The organism is Mycolicibacterium llatzerense, from assembly GCF_025331195.1.
GTDB lineage: Bacteria > Actinomycetota > Actinomycetes > Mycobacteriales > Mycobacteriaceae > Mycobacterium > Mycobacterium llatzerense.
This window is the reverse complement of the sequence record NZ_LXOV01000018.1, coordinates 321,334-346,211: the sequence shown is the minus strand read 5'-3', so window position 1 is coordinate 346,211 and position 24,878 is coordinate 321,334. Positions and strand designations below refer to the sequence as shown.

The following is a 24,878-nucleotide window of genomic DNA, read 5'->3' as shown; positions in this document are numbered from 1 at the left end:
GGCCCCCGAACAGGTATGACGGCAGCAGATGAGACAGGACGACTTGAACTACACACCCTGGTGGGCCCGCGTGGTGGCCAGCCTGATCGACCGGGTCCCCCCGCTGTTCGTCATCATCGTCGGCGGGCTGGTCGAGCGATCCCAGCGTGTGACGAAATGCCTTGCCGATCAGGCGGATTACAGCATCGGCCCATTCTGCGCCACCGGGAACTCGGTCGCCGGCGTGCTGATCTGGCTGGCTGGCGTCATCGGCGCGGTGCTGTTCATGGTGTGGAATCACGGCTACCTGCAAGGCACCACGGGCTCCAGCCTGGGTAAGCGGGTCCTGCATTTCCAGGTGATCGACGAAAAGACGGGGGAGCCCGTCGGTTTCGGTCGGTCGGTGGTGCGGCAGCTGGCCCACGTCGTCGACGCCGTCCCGGTTTACGCCGGGTACCTGTTCCCGCTGTGGGACGCCAAGCGGCAGACGCTGGCGGACAAGATCATGTCGACGGTCTGCGTGTCGACCCGTTGATGACGTATGCCCCGTGGTGGCGACGCGCCGCCGCCACTGTCATCGACCTGCTGCCGCTGCTGGTGCTCACCGCGGCCGGCGCGGCGCTGGTCTGGTTCACCCGAGACCGGGTGTGCGACACCGATACCTCCGCATTCGACGGCGGCGCGCAATGCGGCGACGGCTACTCGACGCTGGGCTACGTCAGCCTGGTCACGACCTGGGCGCTCATGGTGGGGTATCTGGTCTGGAACTTCGGCTACCGCCAGGGCCGCACCGGCGCCAGCCTCGGCAAGACCGCACTGCGCTGCCGAGTGGTCGGCCAAACCTCAGGGGCGCCAATCGGTTTCACGCGGTCGCTGCTGCGGCAGGCCGTGCACCTGACCGACCTCTCGATCGTCGGCTACCTCTGGCCGCTGTGGGACGCGCATCGGCGGACCTTCGCCGACATGGTCATGGGGACGGTCTGTGTGACACCGCCGCGCAAGCGCACTCCCGTCAGCGGAACGCACTGACTCCCGTCAACGCCTGCCCGATCACCAACTGGTGCACCTCGGACGTGCCCTCGTAGGTCAGTACCGACTCCAGATTGTTGGCGTGCCGGATCACCGGGTACTCCAGGGTGATGCCATTGGCGCCCAACAGGGTTCGGCACTGCCGGGCGATCTTGATGGCCTCACGGACGTTGTTCAGCTTGCCCACGCTGATCTGCTCGGGCTGAATCTTCCCGGCGTCCTTGAGCCGGCCGAGCTGCAGGGCGAGCAGCTGCGCCTTGCCCAGTTCGACGGCCATGTCCGCGATCTTGGCCTGCGTCAGTTGATATTCCGCGAGCGTCTTGTCGAACACCGTGCGGGTGCCGACGTAGTCCAGCGTCGCCTGCAGGCAGTCTCGGGCCGCGCCCACCGCGCCGAACACGATGCCGAACCGTGCCTCCGACAGGCAGCTCAGCGGCCCGGCCAGACCGCGGGCGCCGGGCAGCCGCGCGGACTCGGGCAGCCGCACGTCATCGAGGCTGAATTCCGAGGTGACCGAGGCCCGCAGCGACATCTTGCGCGTCATCTCGCGGGCGCTGAAACCCGGTGTGTCCGTGGGCACCGCGAACCCCAGCACGCCTTCCTCGGCGCGGGCCCACACGACCGCGACATCGGCGACCGAGGCATTGGTGATCCACATCTTCGATCCGTTGAGCACCCAGTCGTCGCCGTCCCGGCGGGCGGTGGTGCGCATGCCACCGGGGTTGGAACCGAAGTCGGGCTCGGTGAGACCGAAACAGCCGATCAGATCACCCGCAGCCATCCCCGGCAGCCACTGCTCACGTTGCTCTTCGCTGCCCCAGTGGTGAATCGCGAACATGGCGAGCGAACCCTGCACCGACACCAGCGAACGGATGCCGCTGTCGACCGCTTCCAGTTCCTGGCACACCAGCCCGTACGCCGTCGCCGTCGAACCGCTGCAGCCGTACCCGGTGAGGTGCATGCCGAGCAGACCCAGCTTGCCGACCTCCGTGGCGATCTCGCGCACCGGCACCGAACCGTTCTCGAACCACTCGGCGATGAACGGACGCAGCCGCTGTTCGCCGAACTGGCGGACCATGGTGCGTAATTCGATGTCCTCGGCGCTCAGCAGGTCGTCAGTGCCGAGCAGGTTGTCGATCGAGGCTGTCATGGTGCAGTTCTACACCGGGAGTTCGGCGTAAGGCGAGTGCCCACCCCGGCTACGCTGGTCGCTCAGGGACAGACGGGGTGGACGATGACAGAGCACGAACAGAACCAGGGCGCGGGCGAGCCGGAGGCTTCGACCCCGGCTTACGGCATGCCGCCGCTCCCGGCCTATGGCGCGGAGCTCTACCCGCCGACGCCGGCGCCCGAAGCGTTTCCGCCGCCGGTTCCCGGGTACCCGGGCCCGGGTTACCCGCCGCCGGTCGCGCCGTATCCGCCTGTGGCCCAGGGCTACCCGAGCATGCCGCCGATGCCCGGAATGATGCCGTTCGGGTACGCGCAGCCGCCGAAGACCAACGGGCTGGCCATCGCATCGTTGGTCTGTTCGCTACTGGGCCTGGCGACGTGCGCGGCCACCTCGATCCTCGGCGTGATCTTCGGGCACCTCGCCAAGTCGCAGATCAAGCAGAGCGGTGAGGATGGCGACAGCATGGCTCTTGCCGGCTTGATCATCGGCTACATCGGTTTGGCGATCTTCGCGCTGATCGCCATTTTCTACTTCGGCCTGATCGCGTTCATCGTGGGCAGCAGCGGCACCACCACCACCTACTAGACGGGGAGTCAAGCAATGTCGAATCCATACGAGCCGACGTCGAATGCATACGAACCCGGCGACAGTTCCGGTCAGCAGCAACCGGGCGAGCCGCAGTTCGGCCAGCCGGAATTCCCGGGTAACCCGCAGCAGCCGGGCTATCCGCCACAGCCGGGTTACCCGCCGCCCGGATACCCGCTGCAGGGGGGATACGCGCAGCCGGGATACCCGCAGCCGGGCTACGGCTATGCGCCGCAGTACGCGGTGGACCCCTCCGCACCGTTCGGCCGTGACCCCATGACGGGGCTGCCCCTGTCGGACAAGTCCAAGGTGACGGCCGGTCTGCTGCAGATCCTGTTGGGCGGCTTCGGCGTCGGGCGATTTTATCTCGGCTACACGACCATCGGTGTGCTGCAGCTCGTCGTCTCGCTCGTCACCTGCGGCATCGGTGCCATCTGGCCCCTCATCGACGGAGTCATGATCCTGATGGGGAACGTTCCCGACACCCAAGGACGCAAGCTCCGCGACTAGGCTGGCGCCTGTGAGTGAGCAGCGCAGCCAGGCAGACCACTACCGGGCCTACGGGCCGTCGACCCGGGCCATTCATGCCGGGTTCCGGCCGGACCCGCAGACCGGTGCCGTCAACACCCCGATCTACGCCAGTTCGACGTTCGCACAGGACGGCGTCGGCGGGCTGCGCGGTGGGTTCGAGTACGCCCGCACCGGCAACCCGACCCGGTCGGCGCTGGAGACGCTGCTGGCCGCCGTCGAGGGCGGGAACTACGGCCGCGCGTTCAGCTCCGGCATGGCCGCCACCGACTGCGCGCTGCGTGCCGTGCTGCGTCCGGGCGACCACATCGTCATCCCCGACGACGCCTACGGCGGCACTTTCCGGCTGATCGACAAGGTGTTCACGCAGTGGGGCATCACGCACACACCGGCGCAGCTGTCGAACCTCGACGAGGTGCGCGCGGCGATCACGTCGAAGACCCGGCTGATCTGGGTGGAGACCCCGACCAACCCGCTGCTGTCCATCGCCGACATCGCGGCCATCGTGCAGATCGGCGCGACGTCGGGGGTGAAGGTGTTGGTGGACAACACCTTTGCCTCACCGGCGCTGCAGCAGCCGCTGTCGCTCGGGGCGGACATCGTGCTGCACTCGACCACCAAGTACATCGGCGGGCACTCGGACGTCGTCGGCGGCGCGCTGGTGACCAATGACGAGGAACTCGACGCGAAGTTCGCGTTCCTGCAGAACGGCGCTGGTGCCGTGCCGGGTCCGTTCGACGCCTACCTCACCTACCGCGGCCTCAAGACGCTGCCCCTGCGCATGCAGCGGCACTGCGAAAACGCCTTGCGGGTCGCTGAATTCCTCAACGACCACAAGGCGGTCACGACGGTGCTGTACCCGGGGCTGTCGAGCCATCCGGGCTACGAGGTGGCCGCCAAGCAGATGAGCGGGTTCGGCGGCATGGTGTCGGTGCGGCTGCGCGGTGGCGAGCAGGCCGCACGTGAATTGTGCTCGCGCACCGAGATTTTCATCCTCGCCGAGTCGCTCGGCGGGGTGGAGTCGCTGATCGAGCATCCGGGCGCGATGACGCACGCGTCGACCGCCGGCTCGCAGCTGGAGGTGCCGAGCGACCTCGTTCGGCTGTCGGTCGGTATCGAGGATGTGGCCGACCTGATCGGTGACCTGGAGCAGGCGCTGGGTTAGCCCGCCCACTGGTCGGTTATGACACGGAAATTGCGAAAAAGCGTGTGGTAACTGGCCATTCGGCGTCAGGAGACGAGCGCGCCCCGTACCGCGGCGGCCGTGACGGCGAGGTTCACCTCGGCGACGCCGGTCTCGTATTCGTTGACCCAGTGGCCGCTGGCGATGTCGCCGGCGCGGGCATGCACCCACCGCCAGCCGCGGTCGTTGAGGCTCATCAGAGACCCCAGTCCGTCGACGGTGTGCAGCAGCGTCACGATGGCCGCGGTCGGAGGGCTGGGGGGTCTGCGGTCGAACAACGCCGACAGCAGCTCCGCGCGGGCCTGGCCGACTCGCGCCCGGTCCGTCAGCGGCAACGCGTACTGGGGCCGGAACCTGTTGCCGCCCAACGGCTGCCTGCGTAGCAGCCCGGCGCGCTCCAGCTGGTCGATGAGACTGCTCTCGGTGCCTTTGCGCAATTTGGACAACACGTCGCCGGGTCGCCGCGGTCGTTGACGCAGTAACTCCAGTGCCGGCGTGGACACCGGGTCGACGGCCCCGTCGCCCGAGAGGGCGACCAGGTGCCCGTCGGGTGCGCCGTCACCTGGCGAGGCGGGCCGAATTCGGCACGCCAGCGCCAGGTCCAGCAGCACGGCACCGGACAACACCCGGTGCCGACGGGGTTGATCAAGACCTGGCTGTGCGGACGAGTTGTCCAGGAGCAGCAGATACAGGTCCTCGGCGATCTGAGCCATGGATCGTCAGCCGGTGGCCAGCGGGGTAGTACTAGCCGTGGCAGGGCTAGGCGTGATAGGGCTCGGCCTTGACCAGCGTGACCTTGACGGTGGCGCCGCTGGGCACCGTGTAGCTGCGCTCCTCGCCGACCTTGGCGTCGATCAGCGCGTGGCCGAGCGGCGAGTTGGGGGAGTACACCTCGAGCTTGCCGTCGGTGACGCCTTCCTGGCGCGTGGCGATGAGGAACGTCTCGGTGTCCTTCTCGTCGCCGTCGTAGAAGACGGTGACGACGGAGCCGGGCAGCGCCACACCGGACTTCTTCGGGGCCTCGCCGACCTTGGCGAGGCTGAGCAGATCCTGCAGCTGGCGGATACGGGCTTCCTGCTGGCCCTGCTCATCGCGGGCCGCGTGGTAGCCGCCGTTCTCGCGGAGGTCGCCCTCTTCGCGGCGGTCGTTGATCTCCGCGGCGATGATCGGGCGGTTCGCGATCAGCTGGTCGAGTTCGGCCTTCAGGCGCTCGAATGCCTCTTCGGTGAGCCAGGTGACCTGGGTATCGGTCATGTCTGCTGCTCTCCTGTCGTTGTAAGTGCTTGTGTGCCCCGGCGTCATGTCCGGGGTTGCCCCGTTACCGGGGCCGGCGGCGCTGCGATCGCGAGGGCATCGCTAGGTTTTGGGTCCCCCAGAAGGTGCCTGCAGGTGCCCGCTAATGCAGCAATACACGGCCCCAGTCGGAACCGTGTACTGAGCAAGCGTACCACTTGGGCGTCTCCCAACCGTCATGATTTCGCAGTTCGGAGTTCGCCGGATGGTTGGTCGCCCGGCCGGTGATCAGGGCGCGACCAGGTACGACGGCACGTCGGTGCCACAGCCGTAAACATCGCCGACGACCGGCGGTTTTGTTGACTTCACGACCGCGGTCACCTGGACGGTCTTGGCCTGTGCGGGCTCGATCAGGATTTCGCGCCGCCCGGTTTCGCTGCCGTCGAGGGCCCTGGCCCGCACGATGCACACCGCCGGTTGCGCCGGGTCTTCGCGCGTGACGGAGATCGTCACCGCCACAGTTTCGTTGTCGACCAGCTTGTAGGTGCTCAATTCGCCCTTGACCGGGGACGTCCCGAGGCGCTGGAAACCGACGAAGGCAAGCGCCACACCTGCGACGACGATGAGCAGCGTGAGGCCGATCGCGATGCGGCGACGGGTCAGCCGGGACATGCGCTGCTGCCCGTAGCGGGCGGTCGGACGCTCGATCATGGCTGCTTTGGGTGCCCCATCGGTCGGTTCGGATTGCTTGGACTGGAACTATAGGACCCAGCGACATGGTTGGACTCCATCGAGTTGTCCCACCGAGTAGAGACAGTAGGTAAGGCACACGTGAGCGAACTGCGGTTGATGGCGGTGCACGCGCACCCCGACGACGAGTCGAGCAAGGGTGCGGCCACCACGGCCAAGTACGCGGCCGACGGCGTCCGGGTCATGGTGGTGACCCTGACCGGCGGCGAGCGCGGCGACATCCTCAACCCGGCGATGGACCTGCCCGAGGTGCATGGCCGGATCACCGAGGTCCGCCGCGACGAGATGGCCAAGGCCGCCGAGATCCTCGGCGTCGAGCACCACTGGCTGGGGTTCGTCGACTCCGGGCTGCCCGAGGGCGACCCGCTGCCGCCGCTGCCCGACGGCTGCTTCGCGGTGGTGCCGATCGAAGAGCCCGTCCGCCGGCTGGTGCAGGTGATCCGCGAGTTCCGTCCGCACGTGATGACGACCTACGACGAAAACGGCGGCTACCCGCACCCCGACCACATCCGCTGTCATCAGGTGTCCATGGCCGCCTACGAAGCGGCCGCCGACCACGTGCAGTTCCCCGACGCCGGTGACCCCTGGAGCATCGCCAAGCTCTACTACGGCCACGGCTTCCTGCGCCGGCGCATGCAGCTGCTGCAGGACGAGTTCGCCAAGCACGGCGAAGTCGGGCCGTTCGAGAAGTGGCTGCAGCACTGGGACCCCGAGCACGATCCGTTCGCCAACCGGGTCACCACCCGCGTCGAGTGCTCCGACTTCTTCCGGCAGCGCGACGAGGCGCTGCTGGCCCACGCCACGCAGATCGACCCGAACGGCGATTTCTTCCGCGCGCCCATCGAATGGCAGCAGCGGCTGTGGCCGACCGAGGAGTATGAATTGGCCCGATCCAGGGTTCCGGTGACGTTGCCCGAGACCGATCTGTTCACGGGAGTATCGCTGTGATTTCTGTTCCGCTCACCATCCTGCTGGCCGAGGGTCCGCGCCAGACGGGCCCCGACTTCGGCAAGGCCAGCCCCGCCGGGTTGGTGATCACCCTGATCCTGTTGATCGCGGTGGTGGCCCTGGTCTGGTCGATGAACCGGCACCTGCGCAAGTTGCCCGAATCCTTCGACCCCGCGCATCCCGAAGCCGATCAGGCGGTCGACGACGGCACCGTCGGGGGCGTGCCACTGGAAGCTCCGGACACCGATGCCGGGCACAAGGATGCGGGCAAGCCAGAAGCTGGGTCAGACTCCCGGGATGGCTAAGTCTGATGCACCGGGCTTCTCGTCGCGGCTCGTACCTCACCGCTTGATCGGCGCCCGGTGAACACCCTCGGCTCCGCCACCAGCCCGTACCTGCGCCAGCACGCCGACAACCCGGTGCACTGGCAGCAGTGGTCGCCGGAGGCGCTGGCCGAGGCCGCGGACCGGGACGTGCCGATCCTGCTGTCCATCGGTTACGCGGCCTGCCACTGGTGCCATGTGATGGCGCACGAGTCTTTCGAGGACTTGGAAGTAGCAGCGGTGGCGAACGAAAACTTCGTGTGCATCAAGGTCGACCGGGAGGAACGTCCCGACCTCGACGCCATCTACATGAGCGCGACCGTCGCCATGACCGGCCAGGGCGGCTGGCCGATGACGTGCTTCCTGACGCCCGACGGCCGGCCGTTCTTCTGCGGCACCTACTACCCGAAAGCCGGCTTTCTGCAGCTGCTTTCGGCGGTCACCGACACCTGGCAGAACCGGCGGGCCGAGGTCGAACAGGCCTCTGACCAGATCGCCTCGGAACTGCGCAAGATGTCGTCCGGGTTGCCCGATGGTGGACCCGTGCCCTCGCCCGAACTGTGCGACCACGCCGTCGCTGCGGTGCTGCGTGACGAGGACCTGCCTCGGGGCGGCTTCGGCCGGGCGCCCAAGTTCCCGCCGTCGGCATTGCTCGAAGCCCTGTTGCGGCACCACGAACGCACCGGCTCCGCGCTCGATGCGGTGGAACGCACAGCCGCCGCGATGGCCCGCGGCGGCATCTACGACCAACTGGCAGGCGGCTTCGCCCGGTACAGCGTCGATGCCTCCTGGGTGGTGCCGCACTTCGAAAAGATGTTGTACGACAACGCCCTCCTGCTGCGGGTGTACGCGCACTGGGCGCGGCTGACCGGAAACCCGTTGGCGCGCAAGGTGGCCGACGAGACGGCGCGGTTCATCATGAATGACCTCGGCGACGGCGGGATGTTCGTCTCGTCGTTGGATGCCGACACCGCCGGGCATGAGGGCCTGACCTACGTGTGGACGCCCGCGGAGCTGGTGTCGGTGCTGGGTGACGACGACGGCCGTTGGGCCGCTTCGCTTTTCGAGGTCACCACTGCCGGGACGTTCGAGCACGGCAGTTCGGTGCTGCAGCTGCTGGCCGACCCCGACGATGCCGCGCGCTTCGAGCAGGTCCGTGCGAAGTTGATGGCGGCCAGGGAGCTGCGTCCGCAGCCGGGTCGCGACGACAAGGTCGTCACCGCCTGGAACGGCTTCGCCATCACCGCCCTCGCGGAGGCCGCCGTCGCGCTCGGTGTACCCGAATTCTTCGACGCGGCAACGGGATGCGCCCGCCGGCTGCTGGATCTGCACCTGGTCGACGGCCGGCTGCGCCGGGCCAGCCTCGGCGGCGTCGTCGGCGACAGCGTCGGGATCCTAGAGGACTACGCGGCGCTGGCGACGGGTCTGCTGACGCTGCATCAGGTGACCGCGGAGGACAGTTGGCTGGCCGCAGCGCAGAACCTGCTCGACACCGCGCTGGCGCACTTCACCGACCCCGACCGCGGCGGCCGGTGGTTCGACACCGCGGACGACGCCGAGGCCTTGTTGGTGCGCCCCGCCGACCCGGTCGACGGGGCGACGCCGTCAGGCGCCTCGTTGGTCGCCGAAGCGCTGCTGACGTTCGCGCACCTGGCTGCTGAGCCGCAGCGCTACATCGACGCGGCCGCCGCCACCTTGGCGTCGGCGACCCCGATCCTGGCCCGCTCGCCGCGCGGCGGCGGCCACTGGCTGGCGGTCACCGAAGCGGCCGTCCGCGGCCCCATCCAGATCGCGGTGGCCTGTGCCGACCCGGATTCGGAATTGCTCAGTGCCGCACGCAGATTCGCACCCGGTGGCGCGATCGTCGTCGGCGGGGCGGAAGGGTCGTCGGCGCTGCTCGACGGACGTGGCCTGGTGCGTGGTCAGGACGCCGCGTACGTCTGCCGTGGCCAGATGTGCGACCTCCCGGTCACGACGGCGGGGGATCTCGCCGCTGCCCTCGGCGCGGCCGTGTAGCGTGCGGCGCATGCCCAGCGCCGAGCAGATCACCGAAAACGTCAACCGTTACCTGGACCTCGTCGACGTCGCGGACGCCGACGGGATCGCGCAGCTGTACGCCGTCGATGCCGCCATCGAAGACCCGGTGGGTGGCGAGGTGCACGTCGGCCGTCAGACGATCCACGGGTTCTACTCGAACATCGCGGGCACGAAGAACTCCCACGAACTGCACACGCTGCGGGTCTGCGGCCACGAGGCCGCGTTCTACTGGACCCTGACCGTCAACAGCGCCATGCGTATCGACATCATCAGCACCATGAACTTCGACGCCGAGGCCAAGATCACGTCGATGAAGGCCTACTGGGGCCCCGCGAACGTCACCCAGCTCTAAGCGATTTGTGCACGATTTTCCGCGCTTGCCGCGGAAAATCGTGCACAGATCATCAAGAGAAGACCGCGAACCACATCGCGATGTAGTGGCAGATGGCCGCCACCGCGGTGCACGCGTGGAAGAACTCGTGGTGCCCGAACGTCCGGGGCCACGGGTTGGGCCACTTGACCGCGTAGAGCACGCCGCCGATCGAATACAGCGCGCCGCCGACGAGCAGCAGCACCACCGCCGTCACCCCGGCGCCTTCCAGGATCGGGCCGATGAACCACGCCGCCACCCAGCCCAACAGGATGTACAAGGGCACGCCGAGCCAGCGCGGGGCCGTCGGCCACAGCATCTTGAGCGCCACCCCGGCGAGCGCGCCGCTCCACACGATCCAGAACAGCAGCCACCCGTTGGTGCGGACGGCCAGCAGCGCGAACGGCGTGTAGCTGCCGGCGATGAAGATGAAGATCATCGAGTGATCCATGCGCTTCATCCAGGTGCGCGTCTTCACCGACTTCCAGTTCACCCGGTGGTAGGTGCCGCTGACGGTGAACATCGCGACGATGGTGAAGGTGTAGAGCAACGTCGCCAATCCGGCGCGGGTGCCCTGTAAGGCCCACGACACCGAAACCAGTGCGGCGCCGGCAAAGAACGCGACCACCGCCGAATACACGTGGATCCAGCCGCGGGCTCGGGGCTTGCCCAGGAACTCGACAACGCTTTCCACCACCACGTCCGGCAGCGAATCTGAATGGCGGAGTACCGCGGCAGCACGGTACGGCTTGGTCATGTGCGCCGGCGCATCGGCCGCTTCGGTGGCAGCCGGATCTGTATTGCTCGGAGCGGTCAACGTTCCTCCACTAACAGCCATGGGATACCCAGAAGTCCACAGTAGTCTGGTTTCTCGTGGACATCATTCCTCCGCGCCTCAAGGAACCGGCGTACCGGCTCTATGAGCTGCGGCTCCGTCAAGAGCTGACGGCCTCGAAAGCGCAACTGCCACGCCATATCGCGGTGCTGTGCGACGGGAACCGGCGCTGGGCACGTGAGGCAGGTCACGACGACGTCAGCTACGGCTACCGCATGGGCGCCGCCAAGATCGCCGAAGTGCTCCGCTGGTGCCAGCAGGCCGGCATCGAGATGGCGACGATCTATCTGCTCTCGACCGAGAACCTGCAGCGTGACCCGCATGAGCTGGCGCCGCTGATCGAGATCATCACCGACGTCGTCGAAGAGATCTGCGCGCCCGACAAGCACTGGACCGTCCGCACCGTCGGCGACCTCGAACTGCTCGGTGAGGAACCGGCCAAGCGCCTGCGCGACGCGGTGGAGTCGACGACCGAGCGCAGCGACGCCGGCTCGTTCCACGTCAACGTCGCCGTCGGCTACGGCGGTCGGCAGGAGATCGCCGACGCGGTACGCACCCTGCTGAGCAAGGAACTCGCCAACGGAGCGACGGCAGAAGAACTCATCGAGGCGGTGACCGTCGACGGCATCTCGGAGAACCTGTACACCTCCGGCCAGCCCGACCCCGACCTCGTCATCCGGACCTCGGGGGAACAGCGGCTCAGCGGATTCCTGTTGTGGCAGAGCGCCTATTCGGAGATGTGGTTCACCGACGCGCACTGGCCGGCGTTCCGGCGAGTGGACTTCCTGCGTGCGCTGCGCGACTACACGCTGCGGAACCGCCGCTACGGAAAATAGCGTTCGTGCCAAACTGAAGACATGGCTGCGCTGTCGGCAGTGGTCTTCGCCCTGAGCTGGTGGCTCGGGCTGTATCTGCTGGCGCGCGATCCCCGCAAGCCCATCCTGGCGTGGTCCGCGGTCGGGTTGTGCAGCTTCGCCGTGGTGGTCGCCGTCGACGCGATCCGGCTGGGCAGCGGTGCACCCACTGGTCTGCTCAGTCACATCGAGGCGTACCTGGCTGTGCTGCCCGGCATCGCCTGGCTCACCGTGCTGCTCGAGTTGTCCCGGCCGGTCGATTCGACACGGAGCCGGTGGGGCTTTTTTGTGGTGGCGGCGGTGGCCGTCATCGCGTTGGTGGGGGCCGGGATATCCGGTGGAGTGCACCCGCCGCTGCGGCCCGGGCACTGGGTCATGGTCGGCGCCATCGCCTTGTCGGCGTTCGGCGCCCTGGTGCTGGCGGTGCGACGGCTGCGCCGTGGCGCGTCGTCGCGCAAGATCGTCCCACCGGTGGTGGCGGCGACCATCTTCTTCGGGCTCGGCAATGCGATCCTGCTGATCCCGCTGGGGCTCCTGCCGAGTTGGGTGGTGCTGGCCTCGGCGGCGTTCGACGTGCTGCTGCTCGGTATCGCCGTGGCGTGGTGGGACGCGTTCGACGAGGGGCAGGCCCTGCGTGCGGGCCTGCGCCGCTCACTGGTCGGCAGCATGGCGGTGTCGGTGCTGTTCGGCGGGCAGGTGTTGATCGGTCTGGCGGTCACCGGTGAGCATGTGGCGTTGATGGTGTTGTTGTTCACCAGCCTCGCGGTGGCGATCGCGATCAACGTCCTGGCCGACCCGTTGTCGGGGCTGCTGGACCGGCTGGCGTTCGCCCGCGAACCGGATCTGCGGGCCGACCGCGCCGCACTGCGTCGCACCGAGGCGGCGCTGCCGCTGCGCGCCACCAATCCGCTGGACCACGTCGATGACGAGACTTTCGTCCGCCTGACCCGACGCGCCCTCGGCCACTACGCCGACCTCTCGAAGCTCGTCGCATCGCCGCTGACGACCCTGCCGGTGATCGACGACCGGCTGGCCCGGCGCGGCGCACCCGACCAGCCGCTGGAGCGCGCCAACGAACTCAAGGATTTGCTGGCCGATCGCATCGCGGCGCTCAAGCCGCGCGACGCCGGCGACTTCGGCACCACCGAGCAGTGGCGCCACTACAACTCGCTGTACTTCCCGTACGTCGTCGGCGTCCGGGCCTACGCGCAGAACGCCACCGCCTCCGGGCTGGACCCGGTGGCCCGCCAGGCCTGGCAGTGGTTCGTCACCGAAGTGCCGCAGCGGTCGCTGCACAACTGGCAGAACGCAGCCGCCCGGGTGATCGCCGCCGACTTGCGCGGTACTCCGGTATCAACGTCGAGTTAGGCCCCGCAGGGCGCTGACCTGCGGTTGGCAGTGCCTGGCAGTATTCGGCAGCATTTGGTGCAGACCAAGCAGCACGGTCCGGGCAATGTCATGGGTGTCCCCACACCGGCACCGCAAGGGAGCGACCGCCATGACCGCCATCAACCCAGGACTCCACACCCGACCACTGTCCGACAGTTCCGATTCCCTGCTCCGTTTCGCCCTCCGGGTCGACGGCACGCTGTGCTCGCTGACCGGCCTGCTGATGGCTTTCACCGCTGATCCGCTGTCCCGGTTGTCGGGGCTGTCGGCGACGTCCGAATGGATCATCGGCGCCGTGTTGGTCGTCTGGGGGTTTGCTCTGTACGTCCTGGCCGCGGTGCCCCGGATTCGGCGCGTCGGGACCGGCGTGCTGATCGGCAACCTGGTCGGCACCGTCGCGGTGCTCGGGGTGCTGGCCTCGGGGGTGCTCCCGCTGACCGCGGCAGGCAACGTCCTGGTGCTGGCGATCATGGCCGTCGGCCTGGGCTGCGCCTGGCTGCAATACCTCGGAGTGCGTCGTCTGGCGTGACTCCCTCCCCGCCGGGCGGGGGCGTCACTGAAAGAGGTTGCAGTCGACGTCCCCGCACCGGCCTTCCCGAGTACGCCGAGTGGCCACTTATGGCCCGGATTTCGCCGAAAACCGCGCCATAAGTGGCCACTCGACAACCAACCCGAAAGGAAAATCCATGACCACCATCACCTCTCCCGTCCGCGTCCGGTCCGACCGCCTGCTTCGCCTGGCCCTGCGGGCCGATGCGCTCATCAGCGGCGCCGCAGGCGTCATCATGGCGGCCTCGGCCGGCGCCGTGGCGGCGGAGTCGGGTATCCCGCAGTCGGCCGTCTACGTGTTGGCCGCGGTCCTCGTCGGCTACGGTGCCGTCGTCTACGGGCTGTCGACCATGGCGGCGGTGCGCCGTCCCGGCATCGCCGTCGCGATCGCCAACGTGGTCTTCACCATCGCCGCGATTCTGGCCATCGTCGACGACGTCTGGCCGCTGACGACGACGGGCGTGGCCATGATGATCGTCAGCGCCGTCTACACACTGGCGATGGCCGAGCTGCAGTACCAGGGTGTCCGCCGCGCCTGACCACCGGGGATTTGTGCACGATTTTCCGCGCCTGCCGCGGAAGATCGTGCACAATTCGGCTCTCCAGAAAGAGGATTCATGGCCACAATCCCGTCACCCGTCCTCGCCCGCTCGGACGGACTGCTGCGCTTCGCCATGCGGCTGGATGCGGTGCTGGTCGGCATCGCCGGCCTCCCATTCGTCGCAGTCGCGGCGTGGTTGGCGGCACTGACCGGCGTGCCCACGGAGGTGCAGTTGGGGCTCGGGCTGGGCTTCCTGGCGTACGGCGTTGTGGTGTATTGGCTGGCGGGTCTGGATCGGATACGTCCCGGCGGGATTGCCACCATCAGTGCCAATGCGCTGTACACCGTCGGCTCGGCCGGGCTCGCCGTAGCCGGAGTCTGGCCGCTGACCGGGTGGGGCTACGTGCTGCTGTTCGGCGGCGCCGCGTACACCGCGGTCATCGGCGGCGTCCAGTACATCGGCTTGCGCCGGATCTGACCCCACAAATCATGCCCCTGTGGGCCCCGGGCCTACCCGGCCTCGAACGCAACCGCAGGGCGGATCGTGGGTCGATTTTCCGCCACCCAGTTGCGTTCGGCGATGGCGTCAGACGCGCGTGCAGGGTGCTGATCCAGGTGTGCTGATCGCCCGCTCGCCCGCCGCGAAGGGGCTCAAAATGCACGCCGAGAACCGCGTGTCGCCGTACAAACACGGTCGCTCGCGGGATTGGGCCTAGAGCTTGCGGAGACGCAGCCGGTTGATGGCGTGGTCGGCGTCTTTGCGCAGCACCAGGGTGGCGCGCGGCCGGGTCGGCAGGATGTTGTGGATCAAGTTGGGCAGGTTGATGGACTGCCAGATGTCGCGGGCGGCGAAGATCGCCTGCTCGTCGGTCAGTGTCGAGTAGTGGTGGAAGTGCGACTGTGGATTGGCGAACGCGCCCGCGCGCATCGCCAGGAACCGCGACACGTACCACTGCTCGATGTCCTCGATGCGGGCGTCGACGTACACCGAGAAGTCGAACAGGTCCGAGATCATCAGGGCCGGCCCGGTCTGCAGGACGTTGAGTCCCTCGATGATCAGGATGTCGGGATGCCGGACGACGACCTTCTCACCGGGCACGATGTCGTAGATCAGGTGCGAGTACACCGGGGCGGACGCCTGATCGGCGCCCGACTTGACTGCGGTGACGAAGCGCATCAGCGCACGACGGTCATAGCTTTCCGGAAAGCCCTTGCGGTGCATGATCTTTCGCCGCATCAGCTCGGCGTTCGGGTACAGGAAGCCGTCGGTGGTCACCAGGTCGACGCGCGGGTGGTGGCCGAACCGGGCGAGCAGCGCCTGCAGCACACGGGCGGTGGTCGACTTGCCGACGGCGACGCTGCCGGCCACGCCGATGATGAACGGCACCGGCCGGTCCGGGCTCTGTTGGGGCTCGCCGAGGAACTCGGAGGTGGCCGCGAAGAGGCGCTGCCGGGCGGCGACCTGAAGGTGGATCAGACGGGCCAGCGGCAGATAGACCTCTTCGACTTCCAGCAGGTCGAGTTGCTCGCCCATACCGCGCAGGCCCAGCAGTTCATGAGCAGTGAGTTTCAGGGGAGTCGCCATACGCAGCGCGCGCCATTGGCGCCTGTCGAACTCGACGTAGGGACTCGGCTCGCTCGGCCGCGGCATGCGCCCAGTCTTGCAGCAATTGCCGCGCGGTGAACGCGGGGGTACCGGCTAACGTGGCGGATATGAGCACTGGGCACATCCCGATGCCGGTTACCGATACCGCCGCCGACGGCTTGATCCGCGAATACCTGCTGCTCGGTCTGCGGTTCGACCGCATCGAGGAGGGCTACGTCGACTCCTTCACCGGGGACCCCGCGCTGCGGGCCGCGGTCGCCGACGAGGCCGCGCCGGACCCCGCGGCGCTGGCCCGGCAGGCGCGCCGCCTACACGGCGAGGTCGACGGCTCCGGCCTGAACCCGCAGCGGGCGGACTATCTCAAGGCCCATCTGCGGGCCCTGGACTGTGCGGGGCGCAAGTTCGCGGGGGAGGACGTCGGCTTCGTCGACGAGGTCCGCGACTACTTCGACGTCTCGATCGCAAAAGGCGACGAGGACCGGTACCGCGAGGCGCACCGCGCGCTGGACGAGGCGCTGGGCGGCAGCGGCCCGCTGGTCGAGCGCATGCAGGCCCACCGATCCGGCGAGGAGATTCCGCCCGAGCGGCTCGAGGAGTGCATCTACGCGTTCTCCTCGGCGCTGCGCGACCGCGTCCGGGCGGACTTCCCGCTGCCCGACACCGAGACGATCAACTACGAGATCGTCACCGACAAGCCGTGGTCGGGCTTCAACTACTACGAGGGCAATTTCCGATCGACGGTCGCGGTCAACGCCGACCTCAAGCAGCAGATGTCGAACCTGCCGCGGCTGGTGGCGCACGAGTCGTACCCGGGTCACCACACCGAGCACTGCCGCAAGGAAGCCGGCCTCGTCGAGCTGGGCGGCCAGGCCGAGCAGACGATCTTCCTGGTCAACACCCCGCAGTGCCTGATGGCCGAGGGCCTTGCGGACCTGGCGCTGCACGCGGCGGTGCCCGACAATTGGGGCAGCTGGGCCGCCGAAATCTACGCCGACCTGGGCCTGCGTTTCGACGGCGAACGTGCCGAGGCGATCTCCGCGGCGAGCGCCGCGCTGGCCGACGTCCGTCAGGACGCCGCGCTGATGCTGCACGACGAACATCGCGACGCCGACGACGTCGTCGCCTTCCTGCAGCGCTGGCTGCTGACCAGCCCCGAGCGGGCGCGGCAGTCCATGCGGTTCCTGTCGTCGCCGTTGTGGCGCGCCTACACGTCGACGTATGTCGAGGGTTACCGGCTGCTGCGGGGCTGGCTCGATGCCCGGCCTGACGACGTCACCCTCACCGCGCGGTTCGGCCGCCTGCTCGACGAGCCGCTGATCCCGTCGTCCTTGCGGAATTAGGCCCGGACGGTGTCGACCCTGCCGCGGGACAGCGCGGGCAGCGCCATGCCACTCAACATCCTGTTGGTGGCGTGGATGGCGATCGGGCGGGGACTTTTCGTGCCGCTGGGCTGGATAGCGCTGTTCACGATCTTCTTCTCGCCTCTTCTCCTGGCGTGTCTGTTGGCGACCACCAGGATGATTCGCCGGCTACCCGGGCGGGACCTCACAGTCGGGCAGACGCGCGCACAGGTCGCCTTATGGTCGGCGATGTTCGGCTTCGGGTTGTTCGCTCCCGATGGCGGTGACGGTCCTACCTATCCGTCGATCCTGATGAAACTGCTCGGTGAGCCGTCCTGGTCGGAAACAGTGAGCGGGCTGCTCTGGTGGGGCTGCATCATCGCTGGGCCGGTCGCGTGGTGCGTGCTGTTCTCCAAGCTCACCAAAGGTCTCGCCGCTGTGCAGCCGCCGTACCCGCCCACGGGCTAGCCATCCTGGGGCAGGAGCGCAGAGACCAGCGCACTATTCTGAACGCATGACCGCAGACGCTTCCGTGTCCAAGTCCGGCCTGGGTGCCGGCTACGCCGCCACCGCCAGCGAGGCCTACCAGGCGGCGCTGCGGGTCATCGAGCAGGTCGAGCCCCGCGTCGCCGCGGCGACCCGGAAAGAGCTTGAGGATCAACGCAGTTCGCTGAAGCTGATCGCCAGCGAGAACTACGCGTCGCCCGCCGTGCTGCTGACCATGGGCACCTGGTTCTCCGACAAGTACGCCGAGGGCACCGTCGGGCACCGGTTCTACGCCGCCTGCCAGAACGTCGACACCGTCGAGGCGCTGGCCGCCGAGCACGCCCGTGAGCTGTTCGGCGCCCCGTACGCCTACGCGCAGCCGCACTCGGGTATCGACGCCAACCTGGTCGCGTTCTGGGCCATCCTGGCCACCCGCATCGAGGCCCCCGGCCTCGCCGAGCTGGGCGCCAAGCACGTCAACGACCTGTCCGAGGAAGACTGGGAGAAGCTGCGCAGCAAGCTGGGCAACCAGCGCCTGCTGGGCATGTCGCTGGACACCGGCGGCCACCTCACCCACGGTTTCCGCCCGAACATCTCGGGCAAGATGTTCCACCAGCGCAGCTACGGCACCGATGCGCAGACCGGCCTCATCGACTACGACGCCGTCGCCGCTGCCGCCCGCGAGTTCAAGCCGCTGGTGCTGGTCGCCGGCTACTCGGCCTACCCGCGCCGCGTGAACTTCGCCAAGATGCGCGAGATCGCCGACGAGGTCGGCGCCACCCTGATGGTCGACATGGCGCACTTCGCCGGTCTGGTCGCGGGCAAGGTGTTCACCGGCGACGAGAACCCGGTGCCGCATGCCCACGTCACCACCACGACGACGCACAAGTCGCTGCGCGGTCCGCGCGGTGGCCTGGTGCTGGCGACCGAGGAATACGCCCCGGCCGTCGACAAGGGCTGCCCGATGGTGCTCGGCGGCCCGCTGTCGCACGTGATGGCCGCCAAGGCCGTCGCGCTGGCCGAGGCCCGCCAGCCCGAGTTCCAGACCTACGCCCAGAACGTCGCCGACAACGCCAAGTCGCTGGCTGACGGCTTCCTCAAGCGTGGCGCGACGCTGGTCACCGGCGGCACCGACAACCACCTGGTGCTGCTGGACGTGCAGTCCTTCGGGCTCACGGGCCGGCAGGCCGAGTCCGCGCTGCTGGACGCCGGTGTGGTCACCAACCGCAACTCGATCCCGAACGACCCGAACGGCGCCTGGTACTCCAGCGGCATCCGCTTTGGCACCCCGGCACTGACCACGCGTGGTTTCGGCGCCGACGAGTTCGACAAGGTCGCCGAGCTGGTGGTGGACGTGCTGTCGAACACCCAGCCGACCGCTGCGTCGAATGGGCCGTCCAAGGCCAAGTACACGCTGGCCGACGGCACCGCCGACCGCGTCCGCGCGGCCTCGGCCGAGATGCTGGACGCCAACCCGCTGTACCCGGGTCTGACGCTCTGACGCCCTGACGCCGAACGTGGGGCCTGTGGCCGCAGAAATCGCGAGATTTCGGTCATAGGCCCCACGTTCGTTCGGCGAGGCTGATTTCAAAAACATGTGTACTCGGGTTACAGTTACTTTCATGGCTGCGAAACCCGTTGCGAACGCGCTGACCCTTGAGCTCGATCCCGTCGTGGGCCACGAGCTGTCCCGGCACCTCGGGACCGAGGAAGCCTGGTACGCCCACGACTACGTGCCGTTCGAGCAGGGCGAGAACTTCGCCTTCCTCGGTGGCACCGACTGGGATGCCTCGAGCGTCACGCTGCCCAAGCCGGTCACCGATGCGCTGGAAATCCTGCTCATCACCAAGGACAACCTCGCGGGCTACCACCGTGAGCTGGTCGAGCACTTCATCCTCGAAGAGAAGTGGGGCCGCTGGCTGGGCCGCTGGACCGCCGAGGAGCACCTGCACGCCATCGCGCTGCGCAACTACCTCGTGGTGTGCCGCGAGATCGACCCGACGGCCAACGAGGACGTCCGCGTCGCGCACGCCATGAAGGGCTACCGGGCCGACAAGTTCAGCCAGATCGAGACGCTGGTCTTCATGGCGTTCTTCGAGCGTGCGCACGCCGTCTTCACCCGTAACCTGCAGGCCCAGATCGAGGAGCCCGTGCTCGCCGCCATGGCCGGCCGCATCGCGCGTGACGAAGAGCGGCACGAGGAGTTCTTCGCGAACCTGGTCACCCACCTGCTCGAGACGCACCGCGACGAGACCATCGCCGCCATCGCCGCCCGGGTCGCGGGCCTCGAGGTCATCGGTGCGGATATCGACGCCTACCAGGACAAAGTCCAGGTGGTTGCCGACGCCGGCATCTTCGATGCCGCGGCGCTGCGTACGGTCATCTCCGACCGCATCAAGGCGTGGGGCCTGGGCGACGAACCGTCGCTCGCTCAGTTCATCTAGACGTCACAAAACAGTCACGGCGCGCCGTCAGCGTGGGGCGGTAGCCGGGAGTAGCGTCGCCGGTGATGGCTAGCGAACTGCTCTGCTATCCGGGCGGTACCCGATTAGAGATTGGGACCGGCCCCGGTCCAGGTACCGCTGCGTCCACCGAAGTACTCGTGTGGGGCCGCACGGGCCGAGGAGCGCCACGTGTCTGATTCGCAGGTCCGTACCTATGTGCTCGATACCTCCGTGCTGTTGTCCGATCCTTGGGCTTGCACGCGTTTCGCCGAGCACGAAGTGGTTGTCCCCCTGGTGGTCATCAGCGAGCTGGAAGGTAAACGCCATCACCACGAACTGGGATGGTTCGCCCGGCAGGCGCTGCGCATGTTCGACGACCTGCGTTTGGAGCACGGACGGCTGGATCAACCGATTCCCGTTGGGACACAAGGTGGTTCGCTCCAGGTTGAGCTGAACCACGTCGACCAGTCGGTGCTGCCCTCAGGCTTCCGCACCGACACCAACGACCACCGCATCCTGGCCTGCGCCGCCAACCTTGCCGCCGAAGGCAAGCGAGTCACGTTGGTCAGCAAGGACATTCCGCTGCGCGTCAAGGCCGGTGCGGTGGGTCTGATCGCCGACGAATACCACGCCCAGGATGTCATCACCTCGGGCTGGACGGGCATGACCGAGATGGATGCCGCGCCGGACGACATCGACACGCTGTTCGCCGACGGCGAGGTCGACATTCTCGAGGCGCGGGATCTGCCGTGCCACACCGGGATTCGGTTGCTCGGCGGTACGTCGCACGCGCTCGGCCGGGTCAATGCCGAGAAGCGGGTGCAGCTGGTCCGTGGTGATCGCGAAGTGTTCGGCCTCCGGGGAAGGTCAGCCGAACAACGCGTCGCCCTCGATCTGCTGCTCGACGAATCCGTCGGCATCGTCTCACTCGGCGGCAAGGCCGGCACCGGCAAGTCGGCGCTGGCGCTGTGCGCCGGCCTGGAGGCGGTGCTCGAGCGCCGCACCCAGCGCAAGGTCGTGGTGTTCCGCCCGCTGTATGCCGTTGGCGGACAAGACCTCGGCTACCTGCCGGGCAGCGAGAGCGAGAAGATGGGCCCGTGGGCGCAGGCCGTCTTCGACACCCTGGAAGGACTGGCCAGCCCGGCCGTGCTCGAAGAGGTGCTGTCCCGCGGAATGCTGGAAGTGTTGCCGCTCACGCACATTCGAGGTCGCTCGCTGCACGACTCGTTCGTCATCGTCGACGAGGCGCAGTCGCTGGAGCGCAACGTGCTGCTGACGGTGCTGTCTCGCCTCGGCAGCGGTTCGCGGGTGGTGCTCACGCACGACGTCGCCCAGCGCGACAACCTGCGCGTCGGCCGGCACGACGGTGTCGCCGCGGTGATCGAGAAGCTCAAAGGCCACCCGCTGTTCGCGCACATCACCCTGATGCGCAGCGAACGGTCGCCGATCGCCGCGCTGGTCACCGAGATGCTCGAGGAGATCAGCCCCGGCACCCTGCCGTGACGTGATTGTCGAGGATGACTTTGCCGACGGTCTTTCCGGACTCCATCAACCGGTGAGCCTGCCCGGCGTCGCGTAGCGGTACGACGGTGTCGACCATCGGGCGGATGGCCTTTGTCTCGAACAAGGGCAGTACCTCCCGGATGACGCCCGCGACGATCGTGGCTTTCTGCTCGGCGGGGCGGGCCCGCAGCATCGTGGCGGTGACGCTGGCTCGCTTCGCCATCAGCAGGCCGAGGTCCAACATCGCGGGCTCCGTGGAACCGCCGATGACGACCAGGTGCCCGTCGGGTGCGAGGCACTCAAGGTTGCGGTCCAGGTAGCTCGAGCCCACCACGTCGAGGATGGAGTCAACCCCGCGACCACCGGTGGCGGACAGCGTGGCGGCGACGAAGTCTTCGGTGCGGTAGTTGATCGCTGTGCGCGCGCCCAGGTCTCGCCCGGCGTGCACCTTGTCGTCGCTGCCGGCGGTCGTGATGACGTCAGCACCGATGGCGGCGGCCCACTGAATGGCGAACGTGCCGATGCCGCCACCGGCGCCGTGGATGAGCACGCTGTGCCCGCGGGTGAGTCCGGCGACCATCGCGAGATTGGAGTACACCGTGCAGGCCACCTCCGGGATCGCGGCGGCTTCGATCATGCTCAGCCCTTGCGGGATCGGCATCAGCTGGGTTGCGCGCACCGCGACCTGGTCGGCGTAGCCGCCGCCGTCGAGCAGGGCGCACACCTGGTCACCCGGCGACCAACCGGTGACGCCCTCGCCAATCGCGACGATGGTTCCCGCGCATTCCAGCCCGAGCGGCCGCGGCGCCCCGGGCGGCACCGGGTACCGTCCGCGCCGCTGCAGCAGGTCGGCGTTGTTGATCCCGGCGGCCTCGACAGCGATCACCACCTCGCCCGGGCCGGGCAGAACGGGGTCCACGGGTTGCCAGTGCAAAACGCCGGGGTCGCCGGGATGGTCAAACAGCACTGCTGAGGGCATGCGAAGTCTCCTTTGCCTGGTTGGGTGACTATGCGGCGGTTGCGGCGCGGTCGGCCGCCCAGCGGGCGATGCTCTGGGCGTACCGCGGGGTCTCGACACGGCAGTGGCGTCCGGAGGCGTCCTGACGGGCGGCGGCTGCCTCGGCGAAGGTCTGCCCGTGCTGGGCGATGAATTCCAAGAAATGCTCGGTGGGGTGCGAGGTGACCGAGTTGGTGTAGCGGCAGCGGTCACCGTCGAGCTGCTCCATCCGCAGTTCCCAGATGACCTGCGTGCTGGTCCATCCGAGCGGGGTCAACACATCCGACAGCGAAACCATCCGGCAGTAGTGCGGCTCGGCGACCTCGAACCGGTACTGCTGCACCACCAATCCGGTGCCGATCATCTCCACGTTGATGGACATCGGGGTTCCGTCGTCGTCGACGGTGTAGCCGGCCGCCTTGTGGTCGCCCGGGGCGCACCGCTGATATTCGTGTGTCGGGAGGGTTTTCAACCACCGCGCGATGTCGACGTGATCAAACGGCGCCCGCACCTCTGCGGTTATCACCGCCTGCGACAGGATCAGATCCTCGCGAACCGTCGAACTCATGAAATGCTCCCTTCATTCCGATGTTGTGTGTGGTCAACCCTGCTCGACGAGAAACTCCGGCACCATGGCGCTAGCCGCACATTCGGCGGTAGTGCTAGCCCCCACTACGCCGGGGTCAGGGACCAGTCAGCCGCGGCCGGTAGCATTTCTCCCGTGCCACGCCGACCCGAGAGCCCGTTCTGGTCCTATTGGCGAACCGTCCTCGGCGTGTGTGCCGGCGTGACGATCGTCGTGGTCGGGTGCCAGACCGGAAATGTCGCCAAGGCCGACGAAGTCGACTGCAGCAAGTACAAGTGCATCGCGCTGACCTTCGACGACGGTCCCAGCCCGTACACCGACCGGCTGCTGAAAATCCTGCAGGACAACGACGCCAAGGCGACGTTCTTCGAGATCGGCAACAAGGTCGCCGCCAACCCGGCCGGCGCCAAGCGCGTCGTCGACGCCGGGATGGAACTCGGTCAGCACACCTGGGAACACCCCAACATGACGACCATCCCGCCCGAGGACATCCCGGCCCAGTTCAGCAAGGCCAGTGACGCCATCGAGAAGGCCACCGGGCAGCGGCCGAAGCTGGTCCGCACCGCGGGCGGTCTGATCAACGACCAGGTGCTCGCCGAGGCCAAGAAGCAGGGCCTGGCCGACATCAACTGGGACGTCATCCCTTTCGACTGGGCCAATGACTCCAACACCGCGGCCACCCGCTACATGCTGATGACGCAGATCAAGCCGAATTCGGTGGTGTTGTTCCATGACACCTACTCGTCGACGGTCGACCTGGTGCAGCAGTTCATCCCGGTGCTCAAGGCCAACGGCTACCACCTGGTGACGGTCAGCCACATGGTCGGCCATCGTGAGCCGGGCACCAGCTACGGCAGCCGCGAGAACGGCCCGCCGGTCAACGGGCTCACCGACATTCCGCCGGCGGAGATTCCGACGCTGCCCAACACGCCGTCGCCGCCGCCGATGCCGAACATCCCGATCACCGACATCCCGGGCGCCAACTCCGGCGGCTCGAACAACGGTCAGTAATTCCACGAGCAGACACAAAACTGTCGTTTTCGCCTGGAAATGGACAGTTTTGTGTCTGCTCGCGAGGGAACGCTAGGCAGTGGGGAAGCGGTCGACGATTGCGTCAACCATGGCGATGATGTCGGCCATCCTCGAACGCAGCACCTCGAGGTGCTTGTCGGCGCCCTGTTTCGCCGCCCGGCGCTCCGTTGCCGCCAGCTGCAGGTGCAGCTCACCCAGCTCTTCTTCGAGCAGTTCGATGAACAACCTGGCTTGCAGCACGTCGGCGTTCCGTTGCCCCGGTGAGGTCGTCACCAGTTTGAGGACATCAGCCTGGGATTTGGGCATCGGCTCCACGGCGTGTGTGTGCGGCATGTGGTAGCGCCCGTGCGTCATGCACGGGACGGTGTCCAGCCGGGTACCTCGATACGAATCAGTGAGGTCGGCCGCCATTGCAACACGATCGCAAATACACGGTCGAATCCCGTTTCCCGGCAGCATCTGTCCAGTAAGGAGCTGTTCACATTGGCTTCACCCAAGTTGTGAGAAGGGCTCTGTCAGAGCGCACAAAAATGCCCCCTTCCGAGGAAGGGGCATTTTCGACGCGAAATTGATCGCCGAC

The 24,878-nt window shown here is 67.6% G+C and carries 29 protein-coding genes; 20 read left to right on the top strand and 9 right to left on the bottom strand.

The genetic code is table 11. The annotated features are described in order from the left end of the window. Positions 1–28: 28 nt before the first annotated feature. Complete coding sequence (locus A7G45_RS31445; RefSeq protein WP_260943262.1) at positions 29–514, top strand: Rv1078 family RDD domain-containing protein; 486 nt, start codon at positions 29–31, stop codon at positions 512–514. Next, a complete protein-coding gene (locus A7G45_RS31440; RefSeq protein ID WP_052506305.1) occupies positions 514–1,008 on the top strand; it encodes an RDD family protein in 495 nt (164 codons plus the stop codon). Before A7G45_RS31445 ends, A7G45_RS31440 begins: the two co-directional genes overlap by 1 nt. Here A7G45_RS31440 and A7G45_RS31435 read toward each other — a convergent pair. Then, the gene (locus A7G45_RS31435) at positions 992–2,158 is read right to left on the bottom strand and encodes an acyl-CoA dehydrogenase family protein (RefSeq protein ID WP_260943259.1); all 1,167 of its coding nucleotides are present in this window, start codon (positions 2,156–2,158) and stop codon (positions 992–994) included. The genes A7G45_RS31440 and A7G45_RS31435 overlap by 17 nt on opposite strands. An 84-nt stretch (positions 2,159–2,242) precedes the next feature. Here A7G45_RS31435 and A7G45_RS31430 point away from each other — a divergent pair, with 84 nt between their 5' ends. Genes A7G45_RS31430 through A7G45_RS31420 form a run of 3 tightly spaced genes read left to right on the top strand, consistent with a single transcriptional unit; the run spans position 2,243 to position 4,457 of the window. Then, the gene (locus A7G45_RS31430) at positions 2,243–2,764 is read left to right on the top strand and encodes a DUF4190 domain-containing protein (protein ID WP_260943257.1); all 522 of its coding nucleotides are present in this window, start codon (positions 2,243–2,245) and stop codon (positions 2,762–2,764) included. 15 nt (positions 2,765–2,779) lie between these two features. Continuing rightward, positions 2,780–3,274 (top strand): TM2 domain-containing protein, encoded by a 495-nt coding sequence (locus A7G45_RS32420; protein WP_276555864.1) that lies wholly within the window; start codon positions 2,780–2,782, stop codon positions 3,272–3,274. Positions 3,275–3,284: 10 nt separating this feature from the next. After that, entirely contained in the window at positions 3,285–4,457 is a 1,173-nt protein-coding gene (locus A7G45_RS31420) for a cystathionine gamma-synthase (protein ID WP_043984694.1), read from the top strand. A 65-nt stretch (positions 4,458–4,522) separates the two neighbouring features. Here A7G45_RS31420 and A7G45_RS31415 read toward each other — a convergent pair whose 3' ends face one another. The 3 genes from A7G45_RS31415 to A7G45_RS31405 all read right to left on the bottom strand — a co-directional run bounded on the left by A7G45_RS31415 (position 4,523) and on the right by A7G45_RS31405 (position 6,419). Next, entirely contained in the window at positions 4,523–5,188 is a 666-nt protein-coding gene (locus A7G45_RS31415) for a GOLPH3/VPS74 family protein (protein WP_260943256.1), read from the bottom strand. A 46-nt stretch (positions 5,189–5,234) separates the two neighbouring features. Beyond that, positions 5,235–5,729, bottom strand: coding sequence for a transcription elongation factor GreA (gene greA, locus A7G45_RS31410; protein ID WP_043395809.1), 495 nt, complete (start codon positions 5,727–5,729; stop codon positions 5,235–5,237). A 267-nt stretch (positions 5,730–5,996) separates the two neighbouring features. Then, positions 5,997–6,419: a DUF4307 domain-containing protein gene (locus A7G45_RS31405; protein WP_043395807.1), complete on the bottom strand. Its 423-nt coding sequence runs from the start codon at positions 6,417–6,419 to the stop codon at positions 5,997–5,999. 120 nt (positions 6,420–6,539) lie between these two features. Between A7G45_RS31405 and mca the strand changes: the two genes are divergently transcribed. The 4 genes from mca to A7G45_RS31385 are packed head-to-tail and all read left to right on the top strand — an operon-like array spanning position 6,540 to position 10,118. After that, a complete protein-coding gene (gene mca, locus A7G45_RS31400; RefSeq protein ID WP_043395804.1) occupies positions 6,540–7,406 on the top strand; it encodes a mycothiol conjugate amidase Mca in 867 nt (288 codons plus the stop codon). Then, positions 7,403–7,711, top strand: a complete 309-nt coding sequence (locus tag A7G45_RS31395) for a hypothetical protein (RefSeq protein ID WP_043395801.1) — start codon at positions 7,403–7,405, stop codon at positions 7,709–7,711. The genes mca and A7G45_RS31395 overlap by 4 nt, the downstream gene beginning before the upstream one ends. A gap of 57 nt (positions 7,712–7,768) precedes the next feature. Beyond that, positions 7,769–9,745: a thioredoxin domain-containing protein gene (locus A7G45_RS31390; RefSeq protein WP_260943255.1), complete on the top strand. Its 1,977-nt coding sequence runs from the start codon at positions 7,769–7,771 to the stop codon at positions 9,743–9,745. Positions 9,746–9,755: 10 nt separating this feature from the next. After that, positions 9,756–10,118 carry a nuclear transport factor 2 family protein gene (locus A7G45_RS31385; protein ID WP_043984818.1) on the top strand — a complete coding sequence of 121 codons (363 nt, stop codon included), beginning with the start codon at positions 9,756–9,758 and terminating at the stop codon, positions 10,116–10,118. Between the two features lie 52 nt (positions 10,119–10,170). On the opposite strand, the gene trhA is transcribed toward A7G45_RS31385, so the two are convergent. Beyond that, positions 10,171–10,893 (bottom strand): PAQR family membrane homeostasis protein TrhA, encoded by a 723-nt coding sequence (trhA, locus tag A7G45_RS31380; RefSeq protein WP_260943367.1) that lies wholly within the window; start codon positions 10,891–10,893, stop codon positions 10,171–10,173. 116 nt (positions 10,894–11,009) lie between these two features. Here trhA and A7G45_RS31375 point away from each other — a divergent pair, with 116 nt between their 5' ends. The 5 genes from A7G45_RS31375 to A7G45_RS31355 all read left to right on the top strand — a co-directional run bounded on the left by A7G45_RS31375 (position 11,010) and on the right by A7G45_RS31355 (position 14,782). Further along, positions 11,010–11,807 carry a (2Z,6E)-farnesyl diphosphate synthase gene (locus A7G45_RS31375; protein ID WP_043395793.1) on the top strand — a complete coding sequence of 266 codons (798 nt, stop codon included), beginning with the start codon at positions 11,010–11,012 and terminating at the stop codon, positions 11,805–11,807. Between the two features lie 21 nt (positions 11,808–11,828). Beyond that, entirely contained in the window at positions 11,829–13,193 is a 1,365-nt protein-coding gene (locus tag A7G45_RS31370) for a hypothetical protein (RefSeq protein WP_260943253.1), read from the top strand. A 130-nt stretch (positions 13,194–13,323) separates the two neighbouring features. Then, positions 13,324–13,743, top strand: a complete 420-nt coding sequence (locus tag A7G45_RS31365; protein ID WP_071289769.1) for a hypothetical protein — start codon at positions 13,324–13,326, stop codon at positions 13,741–13,743. Between the two features lie 157 nt (positions 13,744–13,900). After that, positions 13,901–14,302 carry a hypothetical protein gene (locus A7G45_RS31360; protein WP_260943251.1) on the top strand — a complete coding sequence of 134 codons (402 nt, stop codon included), beginning with the start codon at positions 13,901–13,903 and terminating at the stop codon, positions 14,300–14,302. A 78-nt stretch (positions 14,303–14,380) separates the two neighbouring features. After that, positions 14,381–14,782 carry a hypothetical protein gene (locus tag A7G45_RS31355; protein WP_043984699.1) on the top strand — a complete coding sequence of 134 codons (402 nt, stop codon included), beginning with the start codon at positions 14,381–14,383 and terminating at the stop codon, positions 14,780–14,782. A gap of 234 nt (positions 14,783–15,016) precedes the next feature. On the opposite strand, the gene coaA is transcribed toward A7G45_RS31355, so the two are convergent. Next, positions 15,017–15,955, bottom strand: coding sequence for a type I pantothenate kinase (coaA, locus tag A7G45_RS31350; protein WP_133763418.1), 939 nt, complete (start codon positions 15,953–15,955; stop codon positions 15,017–15,019). Between the two features lie 62 nt (positions 15,956–16,017). Between coaA and A7G45_RS31345 the strand changes: the two genes are divergently transcribed. The 5 genes from A7G45_RS31345 to A7G45_RS31325 all read left to right on the top strand — a co-directional run bounded on the left by A7G45_RS31345 (position 16,018) and on the right by A7G45_RS31325 (position 21,683). Continuing rightward, positions 16,018–17,250 carry a DUF885 domain-containing protein gene (locus tag A7G45_RS31345; protein ID WP_260943250.1) on the top strand — a complete coding sequence of 411 codons (1,233 nt, stop codon included), beginning with the start codon at positions 16,018–16,020 and terminating at the stop codon, positions 17,248–17,250. Between the two features lie 9 nt (positions 17,251–17,259). After that, positions 17,260–17,718: a hypothetical protein gene (locus A7G45_RS31340; protein ID WP_260943249.1), complete on the top strand. Its 459-nt coding sequence runs from the start codon at positions 17,260–17,262 to the stop codon at positions 17,716–17,718. 46 nt (positions 17,719–17,764) lie between these two features. Next, positions 17,765–19,237: a glycine hydroxymethyltransferase gene (locus A7G45_RS31335; RefSeq protein ID WP_260943248.1), complete on the top strand. Its 1,473-nt coding sequence runs from the start codon at positions 17,765–17,767 to the stop codon at positions 19,235–19,237. A 121-nt stretch (positions 19,238–19,358) separates the two neighbouring features. Beyond that, entirely contained in the window at positions 19,359–20,180 is an 822-nt protein-coding gene (locus A7G45_RS31330; RefSeq protein WP_071289755.1) for an acyl-ACP desaturase, read from the top strand. 189 nt (positions 20,181–20,369) lie between these two features. Next, positions 20,370–21,683 (top strand): RNA 5'-3' helicase PhoH2, encoded by a 1,314-nt coding sequence (locus tag A7G45_RS31325; protein ID WP_043395757.1) that lies wholly within the window; start codon positions 20,370–20,372, stop codon positions 21,681–21,683. Here A7G45_RS31325 and A7G45_RS31320 read toward each other — a convergent pair. Both A7G45_RS31320 and A7G45_RS31315 read right to left on the bottom strand, forming a co-directional pair. Next, the gene (locus tag A7G45_RS31320) at positions 21,661–22,662 is read right to left on the bottom strand and encodes an NAD(P)H-quinone oxidoreductase (RefSeq protein ID WP_071289756.1); all 1,002 of its coding nucleotides are present in this window, start codon (positions 22,660–22,662) and stop codon (positions 21,661–21,663) included. The genes A7G45_RS31325 and A7G45_RS31320 overlap by 23 nt on opposite strands. 28 nt (positions 22,663–22,690) lie before the next feature. Next, a complete protein-coding gene (locus A7G45_RS31315) occupies positions 22,691–23,248 on the bottom strand; it encodes a hypothetical protein (RefSeq protein ID WP_043395753.1) in 558 nt (185 codons plus the stop codon). Between the two features lie 153 nt (positions 23,249–23,401). Here A7G45_RS31315 and A7G45_RS31310 point away from each other — a divergent pair, with 153 nt between their 5' ends. Continuing rightward, the gene (locus A7G45_RS31310; protein ID WP_043395750.1) at positions 23,402–24,277 is read left to right on the top strand and encodes a polysaccharide deacetylase family protein; all 876 of its coding nucleotides are present in this window, start codon (positions 23,402–23,404) and stop codon (positions 24,275–24,277) included. Positions 24,278–24,349: 72 nt separating this feature from the next. Here A7G45_RS31310 and A7G45_RS31305 read toward each other — a convergent pair whose 3' ends face one another. Beyond that, positions 24,350–24,709 (bottom strand): hypothetical protein, encoded by a 360-nt coding sequence (locus A7G45_RS31305; protein ID WP_260943244.1) that lies wholly within the window; start codon positions 24,707–24,709, stop codon positions 24,350–24,352. Between the last annotated feature and the right edge of the window lie 169 nt (positions 24,710–24,878).